The following is an 18,622-nucleotide window of genomic DNA, read 5'->3' as shown; positions in this document are numbered from 1 at the left end:
CTCCTGTTAGTGGGCAACCGCAGCAGCGCCGTGTTCATCGATCAACGCACCGTTATGGAAACGGTCGATGGAGAAAGGTGCAGCCAATGGGTGCATTTCACCCTTGGCCAGACTCGCGGCAAACACGTTGCCCGAGCCAGGTGTTGCCTTGAAGCCACCGGTGCCCCAACCGCAGTTGAAGAACATGTTCGGAACCGGGGTTTTCGAGATGATCGGGCAGGCGTCCGGCGTGGTGTCGACGATGCCGCCCCACTGACGGTTCATGCGCACGCGGGACAACACCGGGAACATCTCGACGATGGCTTGAATGGTGTGCTCGATCACCGGGTACGAACCACGCTGGCCGTAGCCGTTGTAGCCGTCGATACCGGCGCCGATCACCAGGTCGCCCTTGTCGGACTGGCTGATGTAACCGTGTACGGCGTTGGACATGATCACGCTGTCGATAATCGGCTTGATCGGCTCGGACACCAGCGCTTGCAGCGGGTGCGATTCGATCGGCAGACGGAAACCGGCGAGTTTGGCCATGTGCCCGGAGTTACCGGCGGTCACCACACCGACGCGCTTGGCGCCGATGAAGCCCTTGTTGGTTTCAACACCGATGCACACGCCGTTTTCCTTGCGGAAACCGATCACTTCGGTCTGCTGGATCAGGTCCACGCCCAAGGCATCGGCGGCACGGGCAAAGCCCCACGCCACGGCATCGTGACGGGCCACGCCGCCGCGACGCTGGACGGTGGCGCCCATCACCGGGTAGCGAGTGTTTTTCGAGCAGTCGAGGTACGGAATCTCGTCGGCCACTTGCTTGGCATCGAGCAGCTCACCGTCCACGCCGTTGAGGCGGTTGGCGCTGACCCGACGCTCGGAATCACGGATGTCTTGAAGCGTGTGGCACAGGTTGTAAACGCCGCGCTGGGAGAACATCACGTTGTAGTTCAGGTCCTGGGACAGGCCTTCCCACAATTTCATCGCGTGTTCGTACAGGTGCGCCGACTCGTCCCACAGGTAGTTGGAGCGAACGATGGTGGTGTTGCGCGCGGTGTTACCGCCGCCCAGCCAGCCTTTCTCGACCACGGCCACGTTAGTGATGCCGTGCTCTTTGGCCAGGTAGTAGGCGGTCGCCAGACCATGCCCGCCACCGCCGACGATGACCACGTCATAGACCTTTTTAGGGGTCGGCGTGCGCCACATCTTCTGCCAGTTTTCGTGATGGCTGAGGGAGTGTTTGAAGAGGCCGAAGCCCGAGTAGCGTTGCATAGTCATTTACTCCAAAACCGCGCTCAGCGATAAACCGGGAAGTCCGCGCACAAGGCCGAAACGTGCTGCGCAACATTGGCCTCGACATCGGCGTCGCCGAGGTTGTCGAGGATGTCGCAAATCCAGCCGGCCAACTCGACGCACTGGGTCACCTTGAAGCCGCGAGTGGTCACCGCCGGGGTGCCAATGCGCAGGCCGGAGGTCACGAACGGCGACTGTGGATCGTTCGGGACAGCGTTCTTGTTCACGGTGATGTGGGCGCGACCGAGTGCTGCATCCGCGTCTTTGCCGGTGAGGCCCTGACGGATCAGGCTGACCAGGAACAGATGGTTATCGGTGCCGCCGGACACTACATCGTAGCCGCGTTTGATAAATACGCCGGCCATGGCCTGGGCGTTGTCGATCACTTGTTGCTGGTAGGCCTTGAAACCAGGCTCCAGCGCTTCCTTGAAGCACACCGCTTTACCAGCGATCACGTGCATCAACGGGCCGCCCTGTGCGCCGGGGAACACCGCGGCGTTGAGCTTTTTCTCGATCTCTTCGTTGGACTTGGCCAGGATCAGCCCGCCACGTGGACCGCGCAGGGTCTTGTGGGTGGTGGTGGTGACCACATCGGCGTATGGCAGAGGATTCGGGTACAGGCCAGCGGCGACCAGACCGGCGACGTGGGCCATGTCGACGAACAGCAGCGCACCGACCTTGTCGGCGATCTGACGGAAACGTGGGAAGTCGAGGGTCTTGGAGTAAGCCGAGAACCCGGCAACGATCATTTTCGGCTTGCACTCGACGGCCAGACGTTCAACTTCGTCGTAGTCGATCAACCCGGTCTTGGTGTCGATGCCGTACTGCACGGCGTTGTAGAGCTTGCCCGAGGACGACACTTTCGCGCCGTGGGTCAAGTGACCGCCGTGAGCCAGGCTCATGCCGAGAATGGTGTCGCCCGGCTGGATCAGGGCCAGGTAAACGGCGCTGTTGGCGGAAGAACCGGAGTGCGGCTGCACGTTGGCGTAGTCGGCACCGAACAGTTGCTTGGCGCGTTCGATGGCCAGTGCTTCAACTTTATCGACGTGCTCACAGCCACCGTAGTAGCGCTTGCCCGGATAGCCTTCGGCGTATTTGTTGGTCAGGCCGCTGCCTTGCGCTTCCATCACGCGCTTGCTGGTGTAGTTCTCGGACGCGATCAGCTCGATGTGATCTTCCTGGCGTTGCTCCTCGGCATTCATCGCCGCCAGCAGTGCATCGTCGTAACCCTGGATCTGGTCTTGCTTGCTGAACATCGCGTCTCTCCCAGCGGCATCTATGCGCCATTCGTCTCGGTAAGGCACTGGTGTTTCGACAGTGCCCTTTGAATGCGATGGTATGACCGGCGCAGACAGGCCAAATGCCTACGGACGCCACGCAAAGGTGCGTTTACGACATGGACCGAAATGGCTGGCCGGACACAACCCTTGAAGTCGCCTGGATCCCCTGTGGGAGCGAGCCTGCTCGCGATAGCGGCCTCACATTCAACATTGATGTTGCCTGGGCTGCCGCCATCGCGAGCAGGCTCACTCCCACAGGGGTCAGGCGATGATCTGACGTATTGCGAGCAGCAGTAGAAAATGCAGCGGATACAGCGCATACGCCCAACGGCGCATCGGCGGTGGCTGGAAGCCTTTTGCCTGTCGCAACAAGAGCAGCCCCAGCAATGGCGCAATCAGACAAGCGGCGATACCGAGGATGGCTTCAACATTGTGAAACCGCGCCGCGGAATACAGCACCGGCCACTGATTGGCCGCCAGACAGACCAGCCCCGGCAACAGGGCGAAATACCAGGGCCGTCCGATCACCAGCAACATCGCCAGCGGCAACAGCACACCGAAGAAGCCGAACATCAACCGCTCCGGGAATAGCGCCGCCAGCAACAAGGCACCAGCCGCCAACAGTCGCATTTGCAGGGTTCGGTCCTGCCAGCCACGGGCCACCAGTAATCCCAGGACCAACGTGGGAAGCACATTCAAGGTCCCGGGATCAGGAATGAACATCCGATACGGGATTTCGCTGATGGCGCTAAACAGCAGCAACCACCCCAGATAACGCCACTGGCCGTCGGTCGTCACCGCGCGAGCCCGTGCCAGATTCGCCGCCATTGCCAGACAGAACCACGGGAACGCCAACCGTCCAGGTATATACAGCAGATCGACGGAATACCCGACATATCGCAGGTGATCGAGCACCATGCTCAACAGCGCCAGCCACTTGAGCAGATCCAGCGCCCCATCCCTTTGCGTCATGTGCATAATTGCCCGGCGTCCTTGTATTTTTCTGACAGCATCATCCCGTGTGCTCTCCTGACGATCTTGGGTAAAGTGCGCATCATCATTGACCACGAAGCTCTTCACCATAAGAGCTTCGACCACGGAAGCCGGCCATGACCGATAAGAGCCAACAATTCGCCAGTGACAACTATTCCGGTATCTGCCCTGAAGCCTGGGCTGCCATGGAACAGGCCAACCACGGCCACCAACGCGCCTATGGCGACGACGAATGGACCGCACGCGCGTCCGACGATTTTCGCAAACTGTTCGAAACCGACTGCGAAGTGTTCTTCGCCTTCAACGGCACCGCGGCCAACTCCCTGGCCCTGTCGTCGCTGTGCCAGAGTTACCACAGCGTGATCTGCTCGGAAACCGCCCACGTCGAAACCGACGAATGCGGCGCCCCGGAATTCTTTTCCAACGGTTCCAAACTGCTCATCGCCCGCACTGAAAACGGCAAGCTGACCCCGGAATCGATCCGCGAAATCGCGCTCAAGCGCCAGGACATCCACTACCCGAAACCACGCGTCGTGACTCTGACCCAGGCGACCGAAGTGGGCAGCGTCTACACCCCGGAAGAAATCCGCGCCATCAGCGCCACGTGCAAGGAGCTGGGCCTGAACCTGCACATGGACGGCGCGCGCTTCTCCAATGCGTGCGCCTTTCTCGGCTGCTCGCCAGCCGACCTGACCTGGAAGGCCGGCGTCGACGTGTTGTGCTTCGGCGGCACGAAAAACGGCATGGCGGTGGGGGAAGCGATTCTGTTCTTCAACCACAAGCTGGCTGAAGACTTCGACTACCGCTGCAAACAAGCCGGGCAACTGGCCTCGAAGATGCGCTTCCTGTCGGCGCCATGGGTCGGGATTCTGGAAAACGATGCCTGGCTCAAATACGCCAAACACGCCAACCACTGCGCGCAGCTGCTGGCTGAACTGGCCAGCGATATTCCCGGCGTGGAACTGATGTTCCCGGTACAGGCCAACGGCGTGTTCCTGCAACTCTCGGAACCAGCGATTGCCGCACTGACCGCCAAGGGCTGGCGCTTCTACACCTTCATCGGCAACGGCGGCGCACGCTTCATGTGCTCGTGGGACACCGAAGAAGAACGCGTACGCGAACTGGCGGCGGATATTCGCGAAGTCATGTCCCGCTAAACAGCACCCCCGATCCCCTGTGGTGAGGGGGCTTGTCGGCACGCCGCATCGCCCCGTTCGGTTGCGAAGCAGCCCCAAAGCCTGAGCATGCGGTCTGTCAGGGACACCGCACTGACCGGGTTTACGACTGCTGCGCAGCCGAACGGGGCGATGCGGCGTGCCGACAAGCCCCTCGCCACAAAAGCCCTCGCAAGTCGTTCCTCTCCGCGGTCCTGGTCTACATTGATTGACGAGCTGTTCCACTCGCTCAGACAACAATAATCAGGAGCGCACGCATGTCATTGAAAGGCAAAACCCTGTTCATCACCGGCGCGAGCCGCGGGATTGGTCGTGAGATCGCGCTGCGGGCTGCGCGGGATGGGGCCAACATTGTGATTGCCGCCAAAAGCGCCACCCCTCACCCCAAACTGCCCGGCACCATTTTCAGCGTGGCTGCGGAAGTCGAAGCCGCGGGCGGCAAGGCGCTGGCCTTGCAGGTGGATGTGCGCGATGAAGTTGCGGTGCGTGAGGCGCTGGCCAAGGCTGACGAGCATTTCGGCGGTATTGATGCGCTGATCAACAATGCCGGGGCGATCAAGTTGACCGGGGTTCAACACATCGAGCTCAAGCGCTTCGACCTGATGCACCAGATCAACACCCGCGCCGTGCTGCTGTGCAGCCAGGCCGCCCTGCCCTATCTGAAGAAAAGCAGCGGACACATCCTTAATCTTTCCCCGCCACTGAATCTGGCAAGCAAATGGTTCGCCCAGTACAGCCCCTACACGGTGACCAAATACGGCATGAGCATGCTGACATTGGGCATGAGCGAGGAATTCAAGAACTACGGCATCAGCGTCAATTCCCTGTGGCCGCAAACGATGATCGCCACCGCCGCCATCGAGTTTCAGCTCGGCTCACGCGAGTCGTTCAAACATGCGCGTACGCCCGCAATCATCGCCGATGCCGCCCATGTGATTCTGAGCAGCAGCGGTCGCAGTATGACGGGACGCTTGCTGATTGATGAGGAGATTTTGCGGGAGCACGGGGTGACCGAATTCGATCATTACCGCTTTGAGCCCGGCACGAACGACAAGCTGATGCCGGATCTGTTTATCGACTGAAACACCAACCACTGTGGGAGCGAGCCTGCTCGCGATGAGGCCGGAACATTCAACATTGATATTGATTGATCCACCGCCATTGCGAGCAAGCTCGCGCCCACAGGCTCAGAACTCGATGCGCACGTCGCCCTTCGGCACGCTGCAGCACGAAAGAATGAACCCTTCCGCTTCATCTTCCTCGGTGATCCCGCCGTTGTGGTCCATTTCGACCTCACCGCCCAGCTTCATCACCTTGCACGTCCCGCAGATCCCCATCCCGCAAGCCTTCGGAATCAACAGCCCCAATTTGGCAGCGGCGGCATGCACGGTTTCACCCGGCGCCACACGAATGCTTTTCCCGGACGCGGTGAATTCCACCTGGTGCAGGTCCGCCACGTCGATGTCCGGTGCGTCTGCGGCGATTTCGGCTTGCTCCACCGCATCGGCACGGGCTTCCGGTGGCGTAGCGCCAAACGACTCCTCGTGGTAACGCGACATGTCGAAGCCGACTGACTCGAGCATGCGCTTGACCGCATTCATATACGGCGTCGGGCCGCAGCAGAAAACTTCCCGCTCAAGGAAGTCCGGCGCCATCAGCTCAAGCATCTTGTGGTTCAGGTAACCGCGATAACCGGCCCACGGTTCGCCCAGACCATGCTTCTCGCAGATCAGGTGCAGGCTGAAGTTATCGATCCGCGACGCCATGTGTTCCAGCTCGCGGTGGTAAATGATGTCTTTGGGCGAGCGGGCGCTATGGACGAAGACCATGTCGACGTTGCCGTTGGTGTCGTAGAACCAGCGCGCCATCGACATGACTGGCGTGATACCGACGCCACCGCTGAGGTACAGCACCTTCGGCGCAGTGAAATCCATGGCGTTGAACAGCCCGACCGGCCCGTGCACCGCCAGCTCCTGGCCTTCGTGCAGGGTGTCGTGCAGCCAGTTCGACACTTTGCCGCCCGGCACACGCTTGATGGTCACCGAAAAGCTGTACGGCACCGATGGCGAGCTGGAAATGGTGTAGGAGCGCATGATCGGCACGCCGTCGATTTCCAGCTCCAGGGTGACAAACTGCCCCGGCTTGAAGAAGAACAGGATTGGCTGGTCCGCCATAAAGCAGAAGGTGCGCACATCCCAGGTTTCCTGGATGACTTTGACGCAACGGACGATGTGTCGACCATTGGCCCAGGTCTGGGTGGTTACCGGATTCAGGAAGCTGTTGGACATGCTGTTCTCCACGGCCGACTACCGGCCTTTATGTTGGCGATTCTGCGTATAGCGCAGCTCCTCCATTTACCTATCTGCGACATTCACATACTTATCGCGACCAGCCCCCAATTACCGGGGGTTGCGCGTCGGGAACAGATTTGGCCATGTCGCCCATGGATAAGGTTCTGGCGAGCGCCGGCCCCACACTCGCCCCATACCAAGACACAACCTTTACACCTTGCGTAGCAAACCTGATCAGCCACTTTCGCGGCCACGCAGATGGCCTTGAGGAAACACACGATGGACGTCACCACTACCCTGAGCCTGGGCGATCCACTGGAACCCGCACGCAAGGCCACCGCGCAGATGTTGCAAGAGCGCGAGCGCACGTTTTCGCTGCCGCAGCCGTTTTACTCTGACGAGCGGCTGTTTGATATCGACATGCAGGAAATCTTTCAGAAAGAGTGGTTGATCGCCGGCATGACCTGCGAAATCCCGACCAAGGGCAACTACCTGACCCTGCAAGTCGGCAAGAACCCGATCATCGTGATTCGCGGTGCCGACGGTGTGGTCCATGCATTCCACAACGTCTGCCGTCACCGTGGTTCGCGTCTGTGCACCAGTGAAAAAGGCAAGGTCGCCAAACTGGTCTGCCACTACCACCAGTGGACCTACGAGCTGGACGGTCGCCTGCTGTTCGCCGGCACCGAAATGGGCGCCGACTTCGACATGAAGCAGTACGGCCTCAAACCAGTGAACGTGAAGACCGCAGGCGGCTACATCTTCATCAGCCTGTCGGAAAACCCGCCGGCCATTGATGACTTCCTGTCGACGCTGAACCATTACATGGAACCGTACGACATGGAGAACACCAAGGTGGCGATTACCACCACCTTGATGGAAAAAGCCAACTGGAAACTGGTGCTGGAAAACAACCGCGAGTGCTACCACTGCAACGCGTCGCACCCGGAATTGCTGAAAACCCTGCTGGAATGGGACGACGTCACCGACCCGCGTGCCGACCAGGCCTTCAAGGACCACGTCGCGGCCTCTGCCGCCGCCTGGGAAGCCGAGAAGATTCCTTACGCCCACGCCAGTTTCGGCCTGCGTAACCGCATCGTGCGCATGCCGCTGCTCAAAGGCACCGTGTCGATGACCCTGGACGGCAAACAAGGCTGCGCCAAACTCATGGGCCGGATCAAAAACCCGGACCTGGGCTCGATGCGCATCCTGCACCTGCCGCACTCCTGGAACCACTGCATGGGCGACCACATCATCGTGTTCACCGTGTGGCCGATCAGCGCGCAGGAAACCATGGTCACCACCAAGTGGATCGTCCACAAGGACGCGGTCGAAGGCGTGGACTACGACGTGGAGCGCATGCGCCAGGTCTGGGATGCGACCAACGACCAGGACCGTCGCCTGGCCGAAGAGAACCAGCGCGGAATCAACTCCACGGCTTACCAGCCAGGCCCTTACTCCAAGACCTATGAGTTTGGCGTGGTGAACTTTGTGGATTGGTACAGCGAGCGTTTGCTGAACAACCTGGGCGCGGAGCCTGCGCCTTACCTCAAAGGCGTTCCTGTTAGCGGCTAATCGAGATCAAAAGCATCGTGAGCAGGCTCACTCCTACAGGGGATTTGTGAACGACACAGATCCAATGTGGGAGTGAGCCTGCTTGCGATGGCGCCCTCCTCAACTACATACCTTTCACTGATACATCCCTCAATCTAGAACTGTACGAAATATGACCTATTCCGTTCAGCGCTATGCCGCACGCACCTTCCAGCCTTCCGCAAACAAGTTATCCACACCTCCACCCACAGCTATTGGGGACAAGTGTGGATTTCGTGGAAACTTTCTCCACAGAAACTGAAGAAAATCCGTGACTTATCCAGAAGCAGGGTTTTGAACAGCGATTGGTTGTTTTTTAATCAGAAGCTTGAAGGTCACGTTATACGTGGCTTACAGAGGATGGCGAACACCTTATCCACAGAAGCGCCAACAGACTTTGGGGGCAACTTCGGCGGATTTGTGGAAAACCGTTGAAAGCCGCGACAAATCGGGGTTTGTGCGAGTTTCACCGACTAAAAACGATAATTTGATCGTTTTTTAATCAGTCGCCTGAAAGGCCCGGTCTATATGGCCTGTAGAGGACAGCGAACATCTTATCCACAGATGCGCTAACAGAGATTGGGGGCAAGTATTGGCTTGCGTACAAACTTATCCTCTGGAAAAAGCCTGAAAAAACCGCAAGTTAGGTTGGTTGTTTTTTGTACGAAGGCTTGCAGGGCCTGATTTGTATGGGTTGTAGCGATGGGCGAACACGTTATCCACAGAAGCGCTAACAGGGATTGTGGGTAACCACGATCAGGCCGTGTTGAAACACGACCATCCCGAGTCGATTTCCAGAAGCCAGCTCACAGAAACATGTAGCTCTCATCAGGGCCGATACATCAGATAGGCCTCGCCCGTGACCCGAATCATCGGATGCGGCGTGATCTGGCAGGTATCGACAATACGAAAGCCATGTCGCTCGTAAAACCGACAGGCGCCGGTGTTCATGGCGTAGTCGATCAGGCTCAAGCCATTGAGCCCCAGCTGATTGGCACGGTCGTAGGCATAGTCGAGGAACTGCTTGCCCAGGCCCTGGTTTCGCCAGCCTTCATGCAGCGCCAGGCTGGAAATATAGAGGGTGTCGGGGATTTCCAGCTTGGCGTACGGCGCCAGGACTGGATCGGTCACTGGAGGCGCCAGCGGGTCGTGACGCATCACGTAGCTGTGCATCATGCCGATGACAGCCCCATCCGCCTCGGCGATGAGGCAGTTCTGATAAGAAAAATCGACGTCGTCACGGGCGTAACGACTGGCGCCCACGTCCAGTAGATCCTGACCGGGTTGCGCCAGTTGGCTCCAGATGTAATCCGCAGCACCTTCCGACGAAATCTGGAACAAGCGAGCAATCTCCCGCGCATCCGCGCGCAGGGCCGAACGAAATTCAACGGTCATTATTTCCCCATAAATGTCGGTGACACGAGCACCCTGTGGGAGCGAGCCTGCTCGCGAAATGCGGTGGATCAGTCGCCGGAGATGTTGACTGCGCCCCTTTCGCGAGCAGGCTCGCTCCCACATTAGATGGGTGTTGATAGCTGTTAGCGGACCACGCCTTCTTCGATCAGCAACTTGAGGATCGCTTCGGCACCGGCTTGCGCCGTCACGCCTTTGAGCACCTGCCCGCCGCCACCGCTGGCCTTGGCCGTTGCGGCTTTCATCCGGTCCGCGCCGCTCTTGGCCTTGATCACCTTCAACCGTTTAGGCCGGGGCTTGGCGGGTTGCAGGGTGGCGACCGCCAGCAGTTCATCGTCGATGACTTCGACTTCATCCGCCTGCAACACCCCGCGTCGGGCCGGGCCGTAGGCGCTCTGCCGAGGCTTCGGTGCCGCGTTATCCACAGTGGCGAGAAACGGCAGGCGCACTTTCAACCGACGGCGCTGACCGCGAGGCAAGGCCTGCAGTACGAGCGCCGAACCACCGTCGATCGATTCGACTTGCGCCAACCCCACCACCAGCGGCCAGCCCAGGCTTTCGGCCAGCAAAAACGGCAACATGCCCGAGCCTTCACCGGTTTCCGCCTGGCTGCCGGTCAGCACGACCTGCGCCCCGGCATCACGCAAATACGCAGTCAATGCCGGCAGCGCATCGGCGCCTTCCGGCTGCTCCAGCACGTGCAGCTGTTCCAGGCCCATACCCAAATAGGCGCGCAATGCAGGTTCGGCAACGTCGCCGGCATGCAGCACGTGCAGGTTATCCCCAGCCAGTTGCAAGCCCAGCTCCACCGCCCGCGCATCTTGCTCCGCGCGACGTGGCCGGCCGGAAGTCGGGTGGGCGCCGATGGACACCAGGCTGATGATTTTCGTGCTCATAACCCTTTCCTTTCCTTAAGCCGCATCGCGCTTGGCTTCGTTGCGGTAAGCCGCTACCGCATCGATCAAGGCTTGAAGAATCTCGGCACTCTCGCCGATCACCGACAAGTCGGCCCGTTTGATCATGTCGCAACCAGGATCGAGGTTGATCGCCACCACCTTGTCGCAGGCACCGATGCCTTGCAGGTGCTGGATCGCCCCGGAAATCCCCACGGCCACGTAAACCCGAGCGGTGACCCAGGTGCCGGACGCACCGACCTGACGGTCGCGCGCCATGAAGCCATCGTCCACCGCCACGCGGGACGCGCCTTCGGTAGCACCCAACGCTTCGGCGGTCCTGTGGAAAAGTCCCCAGTCCTTGACCCCATTGCCGCCGGAGAAGATGAACTCGGCTTCGGCCATCGGAATCGCTGCCGGGTCCACCGCCACCGCGCCCAAATCCTCGATGCGCGACAAGCTGCGCGCCACGGCTGTGGATAACTCCACCGGCAAGGCTTCGTGACGGGTTTCGCTGACCGGTTCTGCGCACTCGACAGCGGCCAGAATCAAGCGTGCCACCGGGCGCGCAAGGTCTTGCAAACCGGCACCGGCGCGGCCGATGCATTCCTGATCCTTGACCTGCCAGACCCGCGTGGCCGGGCGTTCGCCCAGCGCGGCGGCAAAGCGTCGACCCAATTCACCACCGCCACTGCGGCTGTCCGGTAGCAGCCAGTGACGCGGGCTGAACTGGTTATCCACAGCCCGCAGGCCCTGGACCCGTTGTTCCGGTGCATAACCGCTAAATTCTTCGCCATCGAGCACCAGCAAGCGATCAACGCCAGCGGTGGCGAAGGCATTTTCCTTGTGCTCGCCGAAGACCACGGCCAGTACCGCGCCGTCGTTACCGGCCAACTGATGAGCCAGGCCGAGCAAGTCGCGGTCGTGGCTGCTCAAGCGGCCGCCAACCATATCCGGCACCACGCTGATGTAGAACGCCGGTTGTGGCACTTGATGCAGCGGCAATTGCACTTCAACCGCGGCCGAGCGTTTAGTCGCCCCGCCTTGTTGTGCGCCGCTGCGGTCGATCCGCTTGATCCCGTTGGGACCGATAAAACCGATGCCATGGGGATTCTTGCGGATGACGCCGTTAGGCCCCATCCAGCTGTGTTGCGCCGGTTGCATGGCCGCGTGCAGCGGGTGCAGACGGTTACGGGCGATCCATTCGGCGCGTGGATCGCGGCGGATAATGTCGCTCATCAGTGGGCCTCCGCAGGTTCACGTTGGGCCGGTTTGGTCGGCTTGCTCGGGGCCGCGTCTTCGAGCAACGCGTCCGCCACCAGTTCGGCGATGTCCTTGATCAGCGGCCGAGGTTCGACCACGCCTTCGAGCATCGCGGTGCACTGTGGACAACCCACGGCCACCAGTTCGGCGCCAGTTTCGCGGATGTCTTCCATGCGCATGTCGGGGATCCGTTGCTTGCCCGGGATGTCGGTGATCGGCGCACCGCCACCGCCGCCGCAGCAGCGTGAGCGGAAACCGGAGCGTTGCATTTCCTTGATCTCGATCCCCAGGGCGCGCAGCACTTCACGCGGCGCCTCGTATTCGCCGTTGTAGCGGCCCAGGTAGCAAGGGTCGTGATAAGTCACGCTGCTGCCTTTGTGCTGGCCGAGGTTCAGGGCGCCAGCGCCGATGATTTCCGCCATGTAGGTGCTGTGGTGCTGCACGAGGTAGTTGCCGTCGAAGGCGCCGTACTCGTTTTTCAGCACGTGGAAGCTGTGGGGGTCGCAGGTGACGATGCGGTTGAAATTGTACTTGGCCAGGGTCTGGATGTTGCGTTTGGCCAACAGCTGGAAGGTCGCTTCGTCGCCCAGACGTCGGGCTACGTCACCGCTGTCGCGCTCTTCGAGGCCCAGTACCGCGAAGTCGACCTTGGCCGCTTTCAGCACTTTGACGAAGGCGCGCAGGGTGCGCTGGTTGCGCATGTCGAAGGCACCGTCGCCGACCCAGAACAGCACGTCGACCGACTTCTTCTCGCTCAACAGATTGAGGTTCAAATCCGCTGCCCAGTTCATCCGCCCACCCGGGGCGAAACCGCCAGGGTTGTCGGTGGCGATCAGGTTTTCCAGGACTTCGGCGCCCTTGTTCGGGGTCGCGCCTTTTTCCAGGGTCAGATGGCGGCGCATGTCGACGATGGCGTCAACGTGCTCGATCATCATCGGGCACTCCTCGACGCAGGCGCGGCAAGTGGTGCAGGACCACAAGGTTTCGGCGTCCACCAGACCGTTGACGATCGGTTGATGCGGGTTGCCGGCGTGTTCGCCGATGGCCTTGCCCGGATAAGGGCTGCCAGCGAATTTGGCGTCGGTGCCACCGGCCAGGCCAACGACCATGTCCTGAATCAGCTTTTTCGGGTTCAGCGGCTGGCCGGCAGCGAACGCCGGGCATGCGGCTTCGCACTTACCGCACTGCACGCAGGCGTCAAAGCCGAGCAGTTGGTTCCAAGTGAAATCCTTGGGTTTTTCCACGCCCAGTGGCGCGGTTGGGTCGTTCAGGTCCAGCGGTTTCAAACCGGTGGAACGACCGCCGCCAAAACGCTCGGCGCGACGGTGCCAGGCCAGGTGCAAGGCACCGGCGAAGGCGTGCTTCATCGGCCCGCCCCAAGTCATGCCGAAGAACAGTTCGCTAACGCCCCACAGCACACCGACGCCAAGGATCGCAGCCACGACCCAGCCACCGAAGTTTTCCGGGAGGATGCCAGCGACCGGCAGGGTCAACAGGAAGAACGACGCCGAGAACGCCATCAGGCTTTTCGGCAGGCGCATCCATGGGCCTTTGGACAAGCGGGCTGGAGGATTGCGACGGCGCAGGAACATAAAGATCGCGCCGACAAACATCACCGCCGACATCAGCAGCAGTGCATAACCGAGGATGCGGTTATGCAGGCCGAAACCATGAACCAGGATCGCCAGCACAATGGACGCCACCGCACCACCAGCCGTGGCGACGTGAGTGTTGGCGATGTATTTGTCCCGCGCGACGACATGGTGCAAATCGACCATATAGCGCTTGGGCATGGCGAACAGGCCGCCGATCAGGTCGACTTTCGAAGCCCGGCCTCGGCGCCACATAGCCACCCGCCGCAACGCGCCGAGGACGGCAAGGCCCAGGGCGGCGAACAACAGGATTGGAAGAAGGGTGTTCAACATGGTGGAGCTCCCAAAGACCGCAGGGTCTTGCAGGTCGAGATGCCTGACTCGGTTCCTGTGGGAGCGGGCTTGCCCGCGATTGCATTTTGTCAGTCACATCTGCATTGACTGACCCACCGCTATCGCGGGCAAGCCCGCTCCCACAAGGTCATGTGCAAGCCGTTAGAAGTCTTTGCACAACCGCAACGCGTCATAGATCGCCGCGTGGGTGTTGCGCTGGGCCACGCAGTCGCCGATGCGGAACAGCAAGTAGCCGTCGCCCGCCTGGCTCAACGAAGGTTGCGGCTTGATCGCGAACAAAGCTTCGATGTCCATCTGGCCTTTGTTGCGCGAGCCTTCCTTCAGCGCGTAGTAGATTTCTTCGTCTGGACGCACACCGTTTTCGACGACGACCTGGTCCACCACCCGCTCCTCTTTGGCGCCGGTGTATTCGTTTTCCAGCACCGCCACCAGCTTGTCACCTTCGCGGTAGACCTTCTCCAGCATCATGTCGCCGGTCATGATCACTTCTTTCGGGTACATGCTGCGGTAGTACGTCGGGAACGACGTACCGCCGATGGCCACGCCCGGTTTGATGTCGTCGGTGACGATCTCGACCTGGCTGCCCTTGTCGGCGAGGAAGTCAGCCGTCGACATCCCGGTGAACTCGCAGATGGTGTCGTAGACCAGCACGTTCTTGCCCGGCGCAACCTTGCCGTCGAGGATGTCCCAGCTGCTGACCACCAGGCCTTCAGCCGCGCCCCAGTGCTCGTTCTGCTCCAGGAATGGATGACCGCCGACGGCGAGCACCACCACGTCCGGCCGCAGGTCGAGAATGGTTGCCGCATCGGCCGCCACGCCCAGGCGCAGGTCGACTTTCAAACGCGCCAGTTCCAGCTGGAACCAACGAGTGATACCGGCGATCTGGTCCCGTTGTGGAGCTTTCGACGCGGTAGTGATTTGCCCGCCGATGAATTCTTTCTTTTCGAACAGGGTCACGTCGTGGCCACGTTCGGCCGACACGCGAGCCGCTTCCATCCCGGCAGGGCCGGCACCAACCACCACGACTTTGCGCTTCACACCGGTCGACTTCTCGATGATGTGTGGCACGCCCATGTATTCACGGGAGGTCGCGGCGTTCTGGATGCACAAGACGTCCAGGCCCTGGTACTGACGGTCGATGCAGTAGTTGGCGCCGACGCATTGTTTGATCTGGTCGACCTGGCCCATTTTGATCTTGGCGATCAGGTGCGGGTCAGCGATGTGGGCGCGGGTCATGCCGACCATGTCGACGTAGCCGCCTTCCAGAATCCGGGTCGCCTGGTTCGGGTCCTTGATGTTCTGCGCGTGCAGCACCGGGGCCTTCACCACTTCCTTGATACCGGCGGCCAAATGCAGGAAGGGCTCCGGTGGATAACTCATGTTCGGAATAACGTTGGCCAGGGTGTTGTGGGTGTCGCAACCCGAACCCACCACGCCGATGAAGTCGATCATGCCGGTGTCGTCGTAGTACTTGGCGATCTGCTTCATGTCTTCGTGGGACAAGCCGTCCGGGTGGAATTCATCACCGCACAGACGAATGCCGACGCAGAAATCCGGACCGACTTCCTTGCGCACAGCCTTGATCACTTCCAGGCCGAAACGCATACGGTTCTCGAAGCTGCCGCCCCATTCGTCGGTACGCTTGTTGACTCGCGGGCTCCAGAACTGGTCGATCATGTGCTGGTGCACGGCGGACAGCTCGACGCCATCCAGGCCACCGGCCTTGGCCCGCGCCGCGGCGCTGGCGTAGTTGCCGATCACCCGCCAGATTTCTTCCGGCTCGATGGTTTTGCAGGTCGCACGGTGTACCGGCTCACGGATGCCCGACGGCGACAGCAGGGTTGGCCAATGCTCACCGTCCCAACGCGAGCGACGGCCCATGTGGGTAATCTGGATCATGATCTTGGCGCCATGCTTGTGCATGGCATCGGCCAGGTTCTGGAAGTGCGGAATGATCCGGTCGTCGGCCAGGTTGACCGACTTCCACCAGCCTTGCGGGCTGTCGATGGCCACACTGGAGGAACCGCCGCAAATCGCCAGGCCGATCCCGCCCTTGGCTTTCTCTTCGTAATACTTGACGTACCGGTCGGTGGTCATGCCGCCGTCGGTGGCATAAACCTCGGCGTGCGCGGTGCTGAGCACGCGGTTACGGATGGTCAGTTTACCGATCTGGATCGGCTGGAACATTGCTTCGAAAGCCATGGCGGGTTCCTCGACTTACAACGGCTTGACGGTGAACAGGCCGTCGTCGTGGCCTTCTTCGGAGCCACCGTAAACCTGTTCGGCAACGGTGCGGATTTTGCTGCCGCGGGCTTGCAGGATCTGGTCCATGGCACCGGCAAACCAACCGGTGAACATGTAGTCGACCTTGCGCCCGACCTTGCCGTACACATAGACAAATGCAGAGTGTTCGAGCTTGACGCTGGCGGTGCCTTTGTCGAGGTCGATGTCCTGGATCTTGAACAGGCCCCAGCCGCGCTGCGACAGACGCTTCATGTAATGCTCGAATACCGCAACGCCTTCCAGGCCGTGGCATTCAGCTTCTTTTTCACACCAGTGCCAGGCGGACTTGTAGCCGGCCTTGTAGAGGATTTCGGCGTAGGCGTCGGCGCCCAGCACTTCCTCGATGCCCATGTGGTTGTTAACGAAGAAGTGACGCGGTACGTACAGCATTGGCAGGGCGTCGGAGGTCCAGACACCGGTTTCGCTGTCGACTTCGATTGGCAATTGCGGGGCGATCTTGGCCATGGAAACTTAACTCCAGAAAAATTTTGGTGTTGCCCCCGGCTCGGACGGCCGGGGGAAAGGATTCAGAGGTGCTGTGGCTTACTCGCCCCAGACGTCCTTCAAGACGTTGACCCAGTTCTCGCCCATGATCTTGCGCACCACGCGCTCTGAATGGCCGCGCTTGAGCAGGGTTTCGGTCAGGTTCGGGAACTCGCCGACGGTGCGGATGCCCAGCGGGTTGATGATCTTGCCGAAGCTGGTCAGGCGGCGGGCGTAGCCCTTGTCATGGGTCAGGTATTCGAAGAAGTCCTGGCCATGGCCCTGGGTGAAGTCGGTGCCGATGCCGATGGCGTCTTCGCCGACGATGTTCATGGTGTATTCGATGGCTTCGGCGTAGTCGTCGATGGTCGAATCGATGCCCTTGGCCAGGAACGGCGCGAACATGGTCACGCCGACGAAACCGCCGTGATCGGCGATGAACTTCAGTTCTTCATCGGACTTGTTGCGCGGGTGGACTTTCAGGCCCGACGGCAGGCAATGGGAGTAGCAGACCGGCTTCTTCGATTCGAGGATGACTTCTTCGGAGGTCTTCGAGCCGACGTGGGACAGGTCGCACATGACGCCGACGCGGTTCATCTCGGCGACGATTTCACGACCGAAACCCGACAGCCCGCCATCACGCTCGTAGCAACCGGTGCCAACCAGGTTCTGGGTGTTGTAGCACATCTGCACGATACCGACGCCCAGCTGCTTGAACACCTCGACATAGCCGATCTGGTCTTCAAAGGCGTGAGCATTCTGGAAGCCGAACAGGATGCCGGTCTTGCCCTGCTCTTTAGCCTTGCGGATATCGGCGGTGGTGCGCACTGGAATCACCAGGTCGCTGTTTTCGCGGATCAGCTTCTGGCTGGCGGCGATATTGTTGACGGTGGCCTGGAAGCCCTCCCACACCGACACGGTGCAGTTGGCCGCGGTCAGACCGCCCTTGCGCATGTCTTCGAACAGCTCACGGTTCCACTTGGCAATAATCAGACCGTCGATAACGATGCTGTCGGCGTGCAATTCGGCTGGGCTCATCAGGCTGTCCCCTATTAGCGATTCATGCGCCGAATCGTGTGCCGGCGCTTTGGGGCCAGCATATGCCTGAGGGAGGGGGCAGCCGGGTGCAAAAACGACAGGGGGTTTGCCGAAAGCGTCAATCCGCGACAAAGGGTCGTCGACAGACGACATGGGCCACCTGTTCAAGGGCCTGCGCATGAGCCAGAATTCGCGCCATTACTGGATGCTTCACTGGAAAAAGGGGCGGCGGCGCAATGAAATCGATCTTCCTGGCTTTGGCACTGATAGCGACCGGCGTACACGCGGCTGAAGAAGCCGACGACAACCCCTGCGACAAAGTCGAAAACGAGGTCCAGACCCTGGAATGCTCGGTCTACAGCAGAACCGCCGCCGAAGACCTGCTGAGCGAAAACTACAAAAGCCTGGCCGATCGCATGCAAATGCTCTACGAAAAGAACCCGGCGCAACTCACCGACATCACCGCCAAGCTCAAGGCGGCTCAACAGCAGTGGCTGAAGACCCGGGATGCGGATTGCGCAGTCGAAGCGTTTCCGGCGACGAGCGGTAGCAAGGCGTTCACCATTGCGCAGAATGACTGTGTGGCGCGGATGAGTGACGAGCGGTCGGAGTTTTTGGAGTCGATTGGGCAGGAGTAAGTACAAACCCCTGCCAACCAGACCTGTAAGCTGAACATCTTCAGCCAGTAAAGGG

Annotated in this window: 15 protein-coding genes; 4 read left to right on the top strand and 11 right to left on the bottom strand. The window is 60.4% G+C overall.

From position 1 onward, the window contains the following. Nucleotides 1-6 precede the first annotated feature (6 nt). The 3 genes from AC3WP4_RS11225 to AC3WP4_RS11215 all read right to left on the bottom strand — a co-directional run bounded on the left by AC3WP4_RS11225 (nucleotide 7) and on the right by AC3WP4_RS11215 (nucleotide 3,536). Nucleotides 7-1,257, bottom strand: coding sequence for a sarcosine oxidase subunit beta (locus AC3WP4_RS11225; protein WP_007947735.1), 1,251 nt, complete (start codon nucleotides 1,255-1,257; stop codon nucleotides 7-9). Nucleotides 1,258-1,280: 23 nt separating this feature from the next. After that, nucleotides 1,281-2,534 carry a serine hydroxymethyltransferase gene (glyA, locus tag AC3WP4_RS11220; RefSeq protein WP_074871495.1) on the bottom strand — a complete coding sequence of 418 codons (1,254 nt, stop codon included), beginning with the start codon at nucleotides 2,532-2,534 and terminating at the stop codon, nucleotides 1,281-1,283. 285 nt (nucleotides 2,535-2,819) lie between these two features. Further along, nucleotides 2,820-3,536 (bottom strand): TraX family protein, encoded by a 717-nt coding sequence (locus tag AC3WP4_RS11215; RefSeq protein WP_102614897.1) that lies wholly within the window; start codon nucleotides 3,534-3,536, stop codon nucleotides 2,820-2,822. Nucleotides 3,537-3,667: 131 nt separating this feature from the next. Here AC3WP4_RS11215 and AC3WP4_RS11210 point away from each other — a divergent pair, with 131 nt between their 5' ends. Both AC3WP4_RS11210 and AC3WP4_RS11205 read left to right on the top strand, forming a co-directional pair. Further along, nucleotides 3,668-4,708, top strand: coding sequence for a threonine aldolase family protein (locus AC3WP4_RS11210; RefSeq protein ID WP_102614898.1), 1,041 nt, complete (start codon nucleotides 3,668-3,670; stop codon nucleotides 4,706-4,708). Nucleotides 4,709-4,983: 275 nt separating this feature from the next. Further along, the gene (locus AC3WP4_RS11205) at nucleotides 4,984-5,808 is read left to right on the top strand and encodes an SDR family oxidoreductase (RefSeq protein ID WP_102614899.1); all 825 of its coding nucleotides are present in this window, start codon (nucleotides 4,984-4,986) and stop codon (nucleotides 5,806-5,808) included. Between the two features lie 105 nt (nucleotides 5,809-5,913). On the opposite strand, the gene gbcB is transcribed toward AC3WP4_RS11205, so the two are convergent. Continuing rightward, a complete protein-coding gene (gene gbcB, locus AC3WP4_RS11200) occupies nucleotides 5,914-7,014 on the bottom strand; it encodes a glycine betaine monooxygenase reductase subunit (protein WP_074871501.1) in 1,101 nt (366 codons plus the stop codon). 282 nt (nucleotides 7,015-7,296) lie between these two features. Between gbcB and gbca the strand changes: the two genes are divergently transcribed. After that, on the top strand, nucleotides 7,297-8,592 hold the full coding sequence (gbca, locus tag AC3WP4_RS11195) for a glycine betaine monooxygenase oxygenase subunit (protein WP_074871505.1): 1,296 nt from the start codon (nucleotides 7,297-7,299) through the stop codon (nucleotides 8,590-8,592). An 846-nt stretch (nucleotides 8,593-9,438) separates the two neighbouring features. On the opposite strand, the gene AC3WP4_RS11190 is transcribed toward gbca, so the two are convergent. The 7 genes from AC3WP4_RS11190 to AC3WP4_RS11160 form a co-directional block, all read right to left on the bottom strand. Further along, nucleotides 9,439-10,005, bottom strand: a complete 567-nt coding sequence (locus AC3WP4_RS11190; RefSeq protein WP_074871508.1) for a GNAT family N-acetyltransferase — start codon at nucleotides 10,003-10,005, stop codon at nucleotides 9,439-9,441. A gap of 143 nt (nucleotides 10,006-10,148) precedes the next feature. Then, nucleotides 10,149-10,919, bottom strand: a complete 771-nt coding sequence (etfB, locus tag AC3WP4_RS11185) for an electron transfer flavoprotein subunit beta (RefSeq protein WP_102614900.1) — start codon at nucleotides 10,917-10,919, stop codon at nucleotides 10,149-10,151. A gap of 15 nt (nucleotides 10,920-10,934) precedes the next feature. After that, nucleotides 10,935-12,155, bottom strand: a complete 1,221-nt coding sequence (etfA, locus tag AC3WP4_RS11180) for an electron transfer flavoprotein subunit alpha (RefSeq protein WP_102614901.1) — start codon at nucleotides 12,153-12,155, stop codon at nucleotides 10,935-10,937. Then, a complete protein-coding gene (gene dgcB, locus AC3WP4_RS11175; protein WP_102614902.1) occupies nucleotides 12,155-14,104 on the bottom strand; it encodes a dimethylglycine demethylation protein DgcB in 1,950 nt (649 codons plus the stop codon). The genes etfA and dgcB overlap by 1 nt, the downstream gene beginning before the upstream one ends. A 162-nt stretch (nucleotides 14,105-14,266) precedes the next feature. Then, nucleotides 14,267-16,327: a dimethylglycine demethylation protein DgcA gene (dgcA, locus tag AC3WP4_RS11170; protein WP_008008115.1), complete on the bottom strand. Its 2,061-nt coding sequence runs from the start codon at nucleotides 16,325-16,327 to the stop codon at nucleotides 14,267-14,269. 15 nt (nucleotides 16,328-16,342) lie between these two features. Next, complete coding sequence (locus tag AC3WP4_RS11165) at nucleotides 16,343-16,873, bottom strand: DUF5943 domain-containing protein (RefSeq protein WP_008033249.1); 531 nt, start codon at nucleotides 16,871-16,873, stop codon at nucleotides 16,343-16,345. 78 nt (nucleotides 16,874-16,951) lie between these two features. Continuing rightward, a complete protein-coding gene (locus tag AC3WP4_RS11160; RefSeq protein ID WP_007907542.1) occupies nucleotides 16,952-17,929 on the bottom strand; it encodes a dipeptidase in 978 nt (325 codons plus the stop codon). Nucleotides 17,930-18,165: 236 nt separating this feature from the next. Between AC3WP4_RS11160 and AC3WP4_RS11155 the strand changes: the two genes are divergently transcribed. After that, the gene (locus AC3WP4_RS11155; protein WP_102614903.1) at nucleotides 18,166-18,567 is read left to right on the top strand and encodes a lysozyme inhibitor LprI family protein; all 402 of its coding nucleotides are present in this window, start codon (nucleotides 18,166-18,168) and stop codon (nucleotides 18,565-18,567) included. Nucleotides 18,568-18,622: the final 55 nt, after the last annotated feature.

The sequence above is a fragment of the Pseudomonas sp. FW305-20 genome, from assembly GCF_058788075.1.
This window is presented reverse-complemented; position numbering and strand designations above follow the sequence as displayed.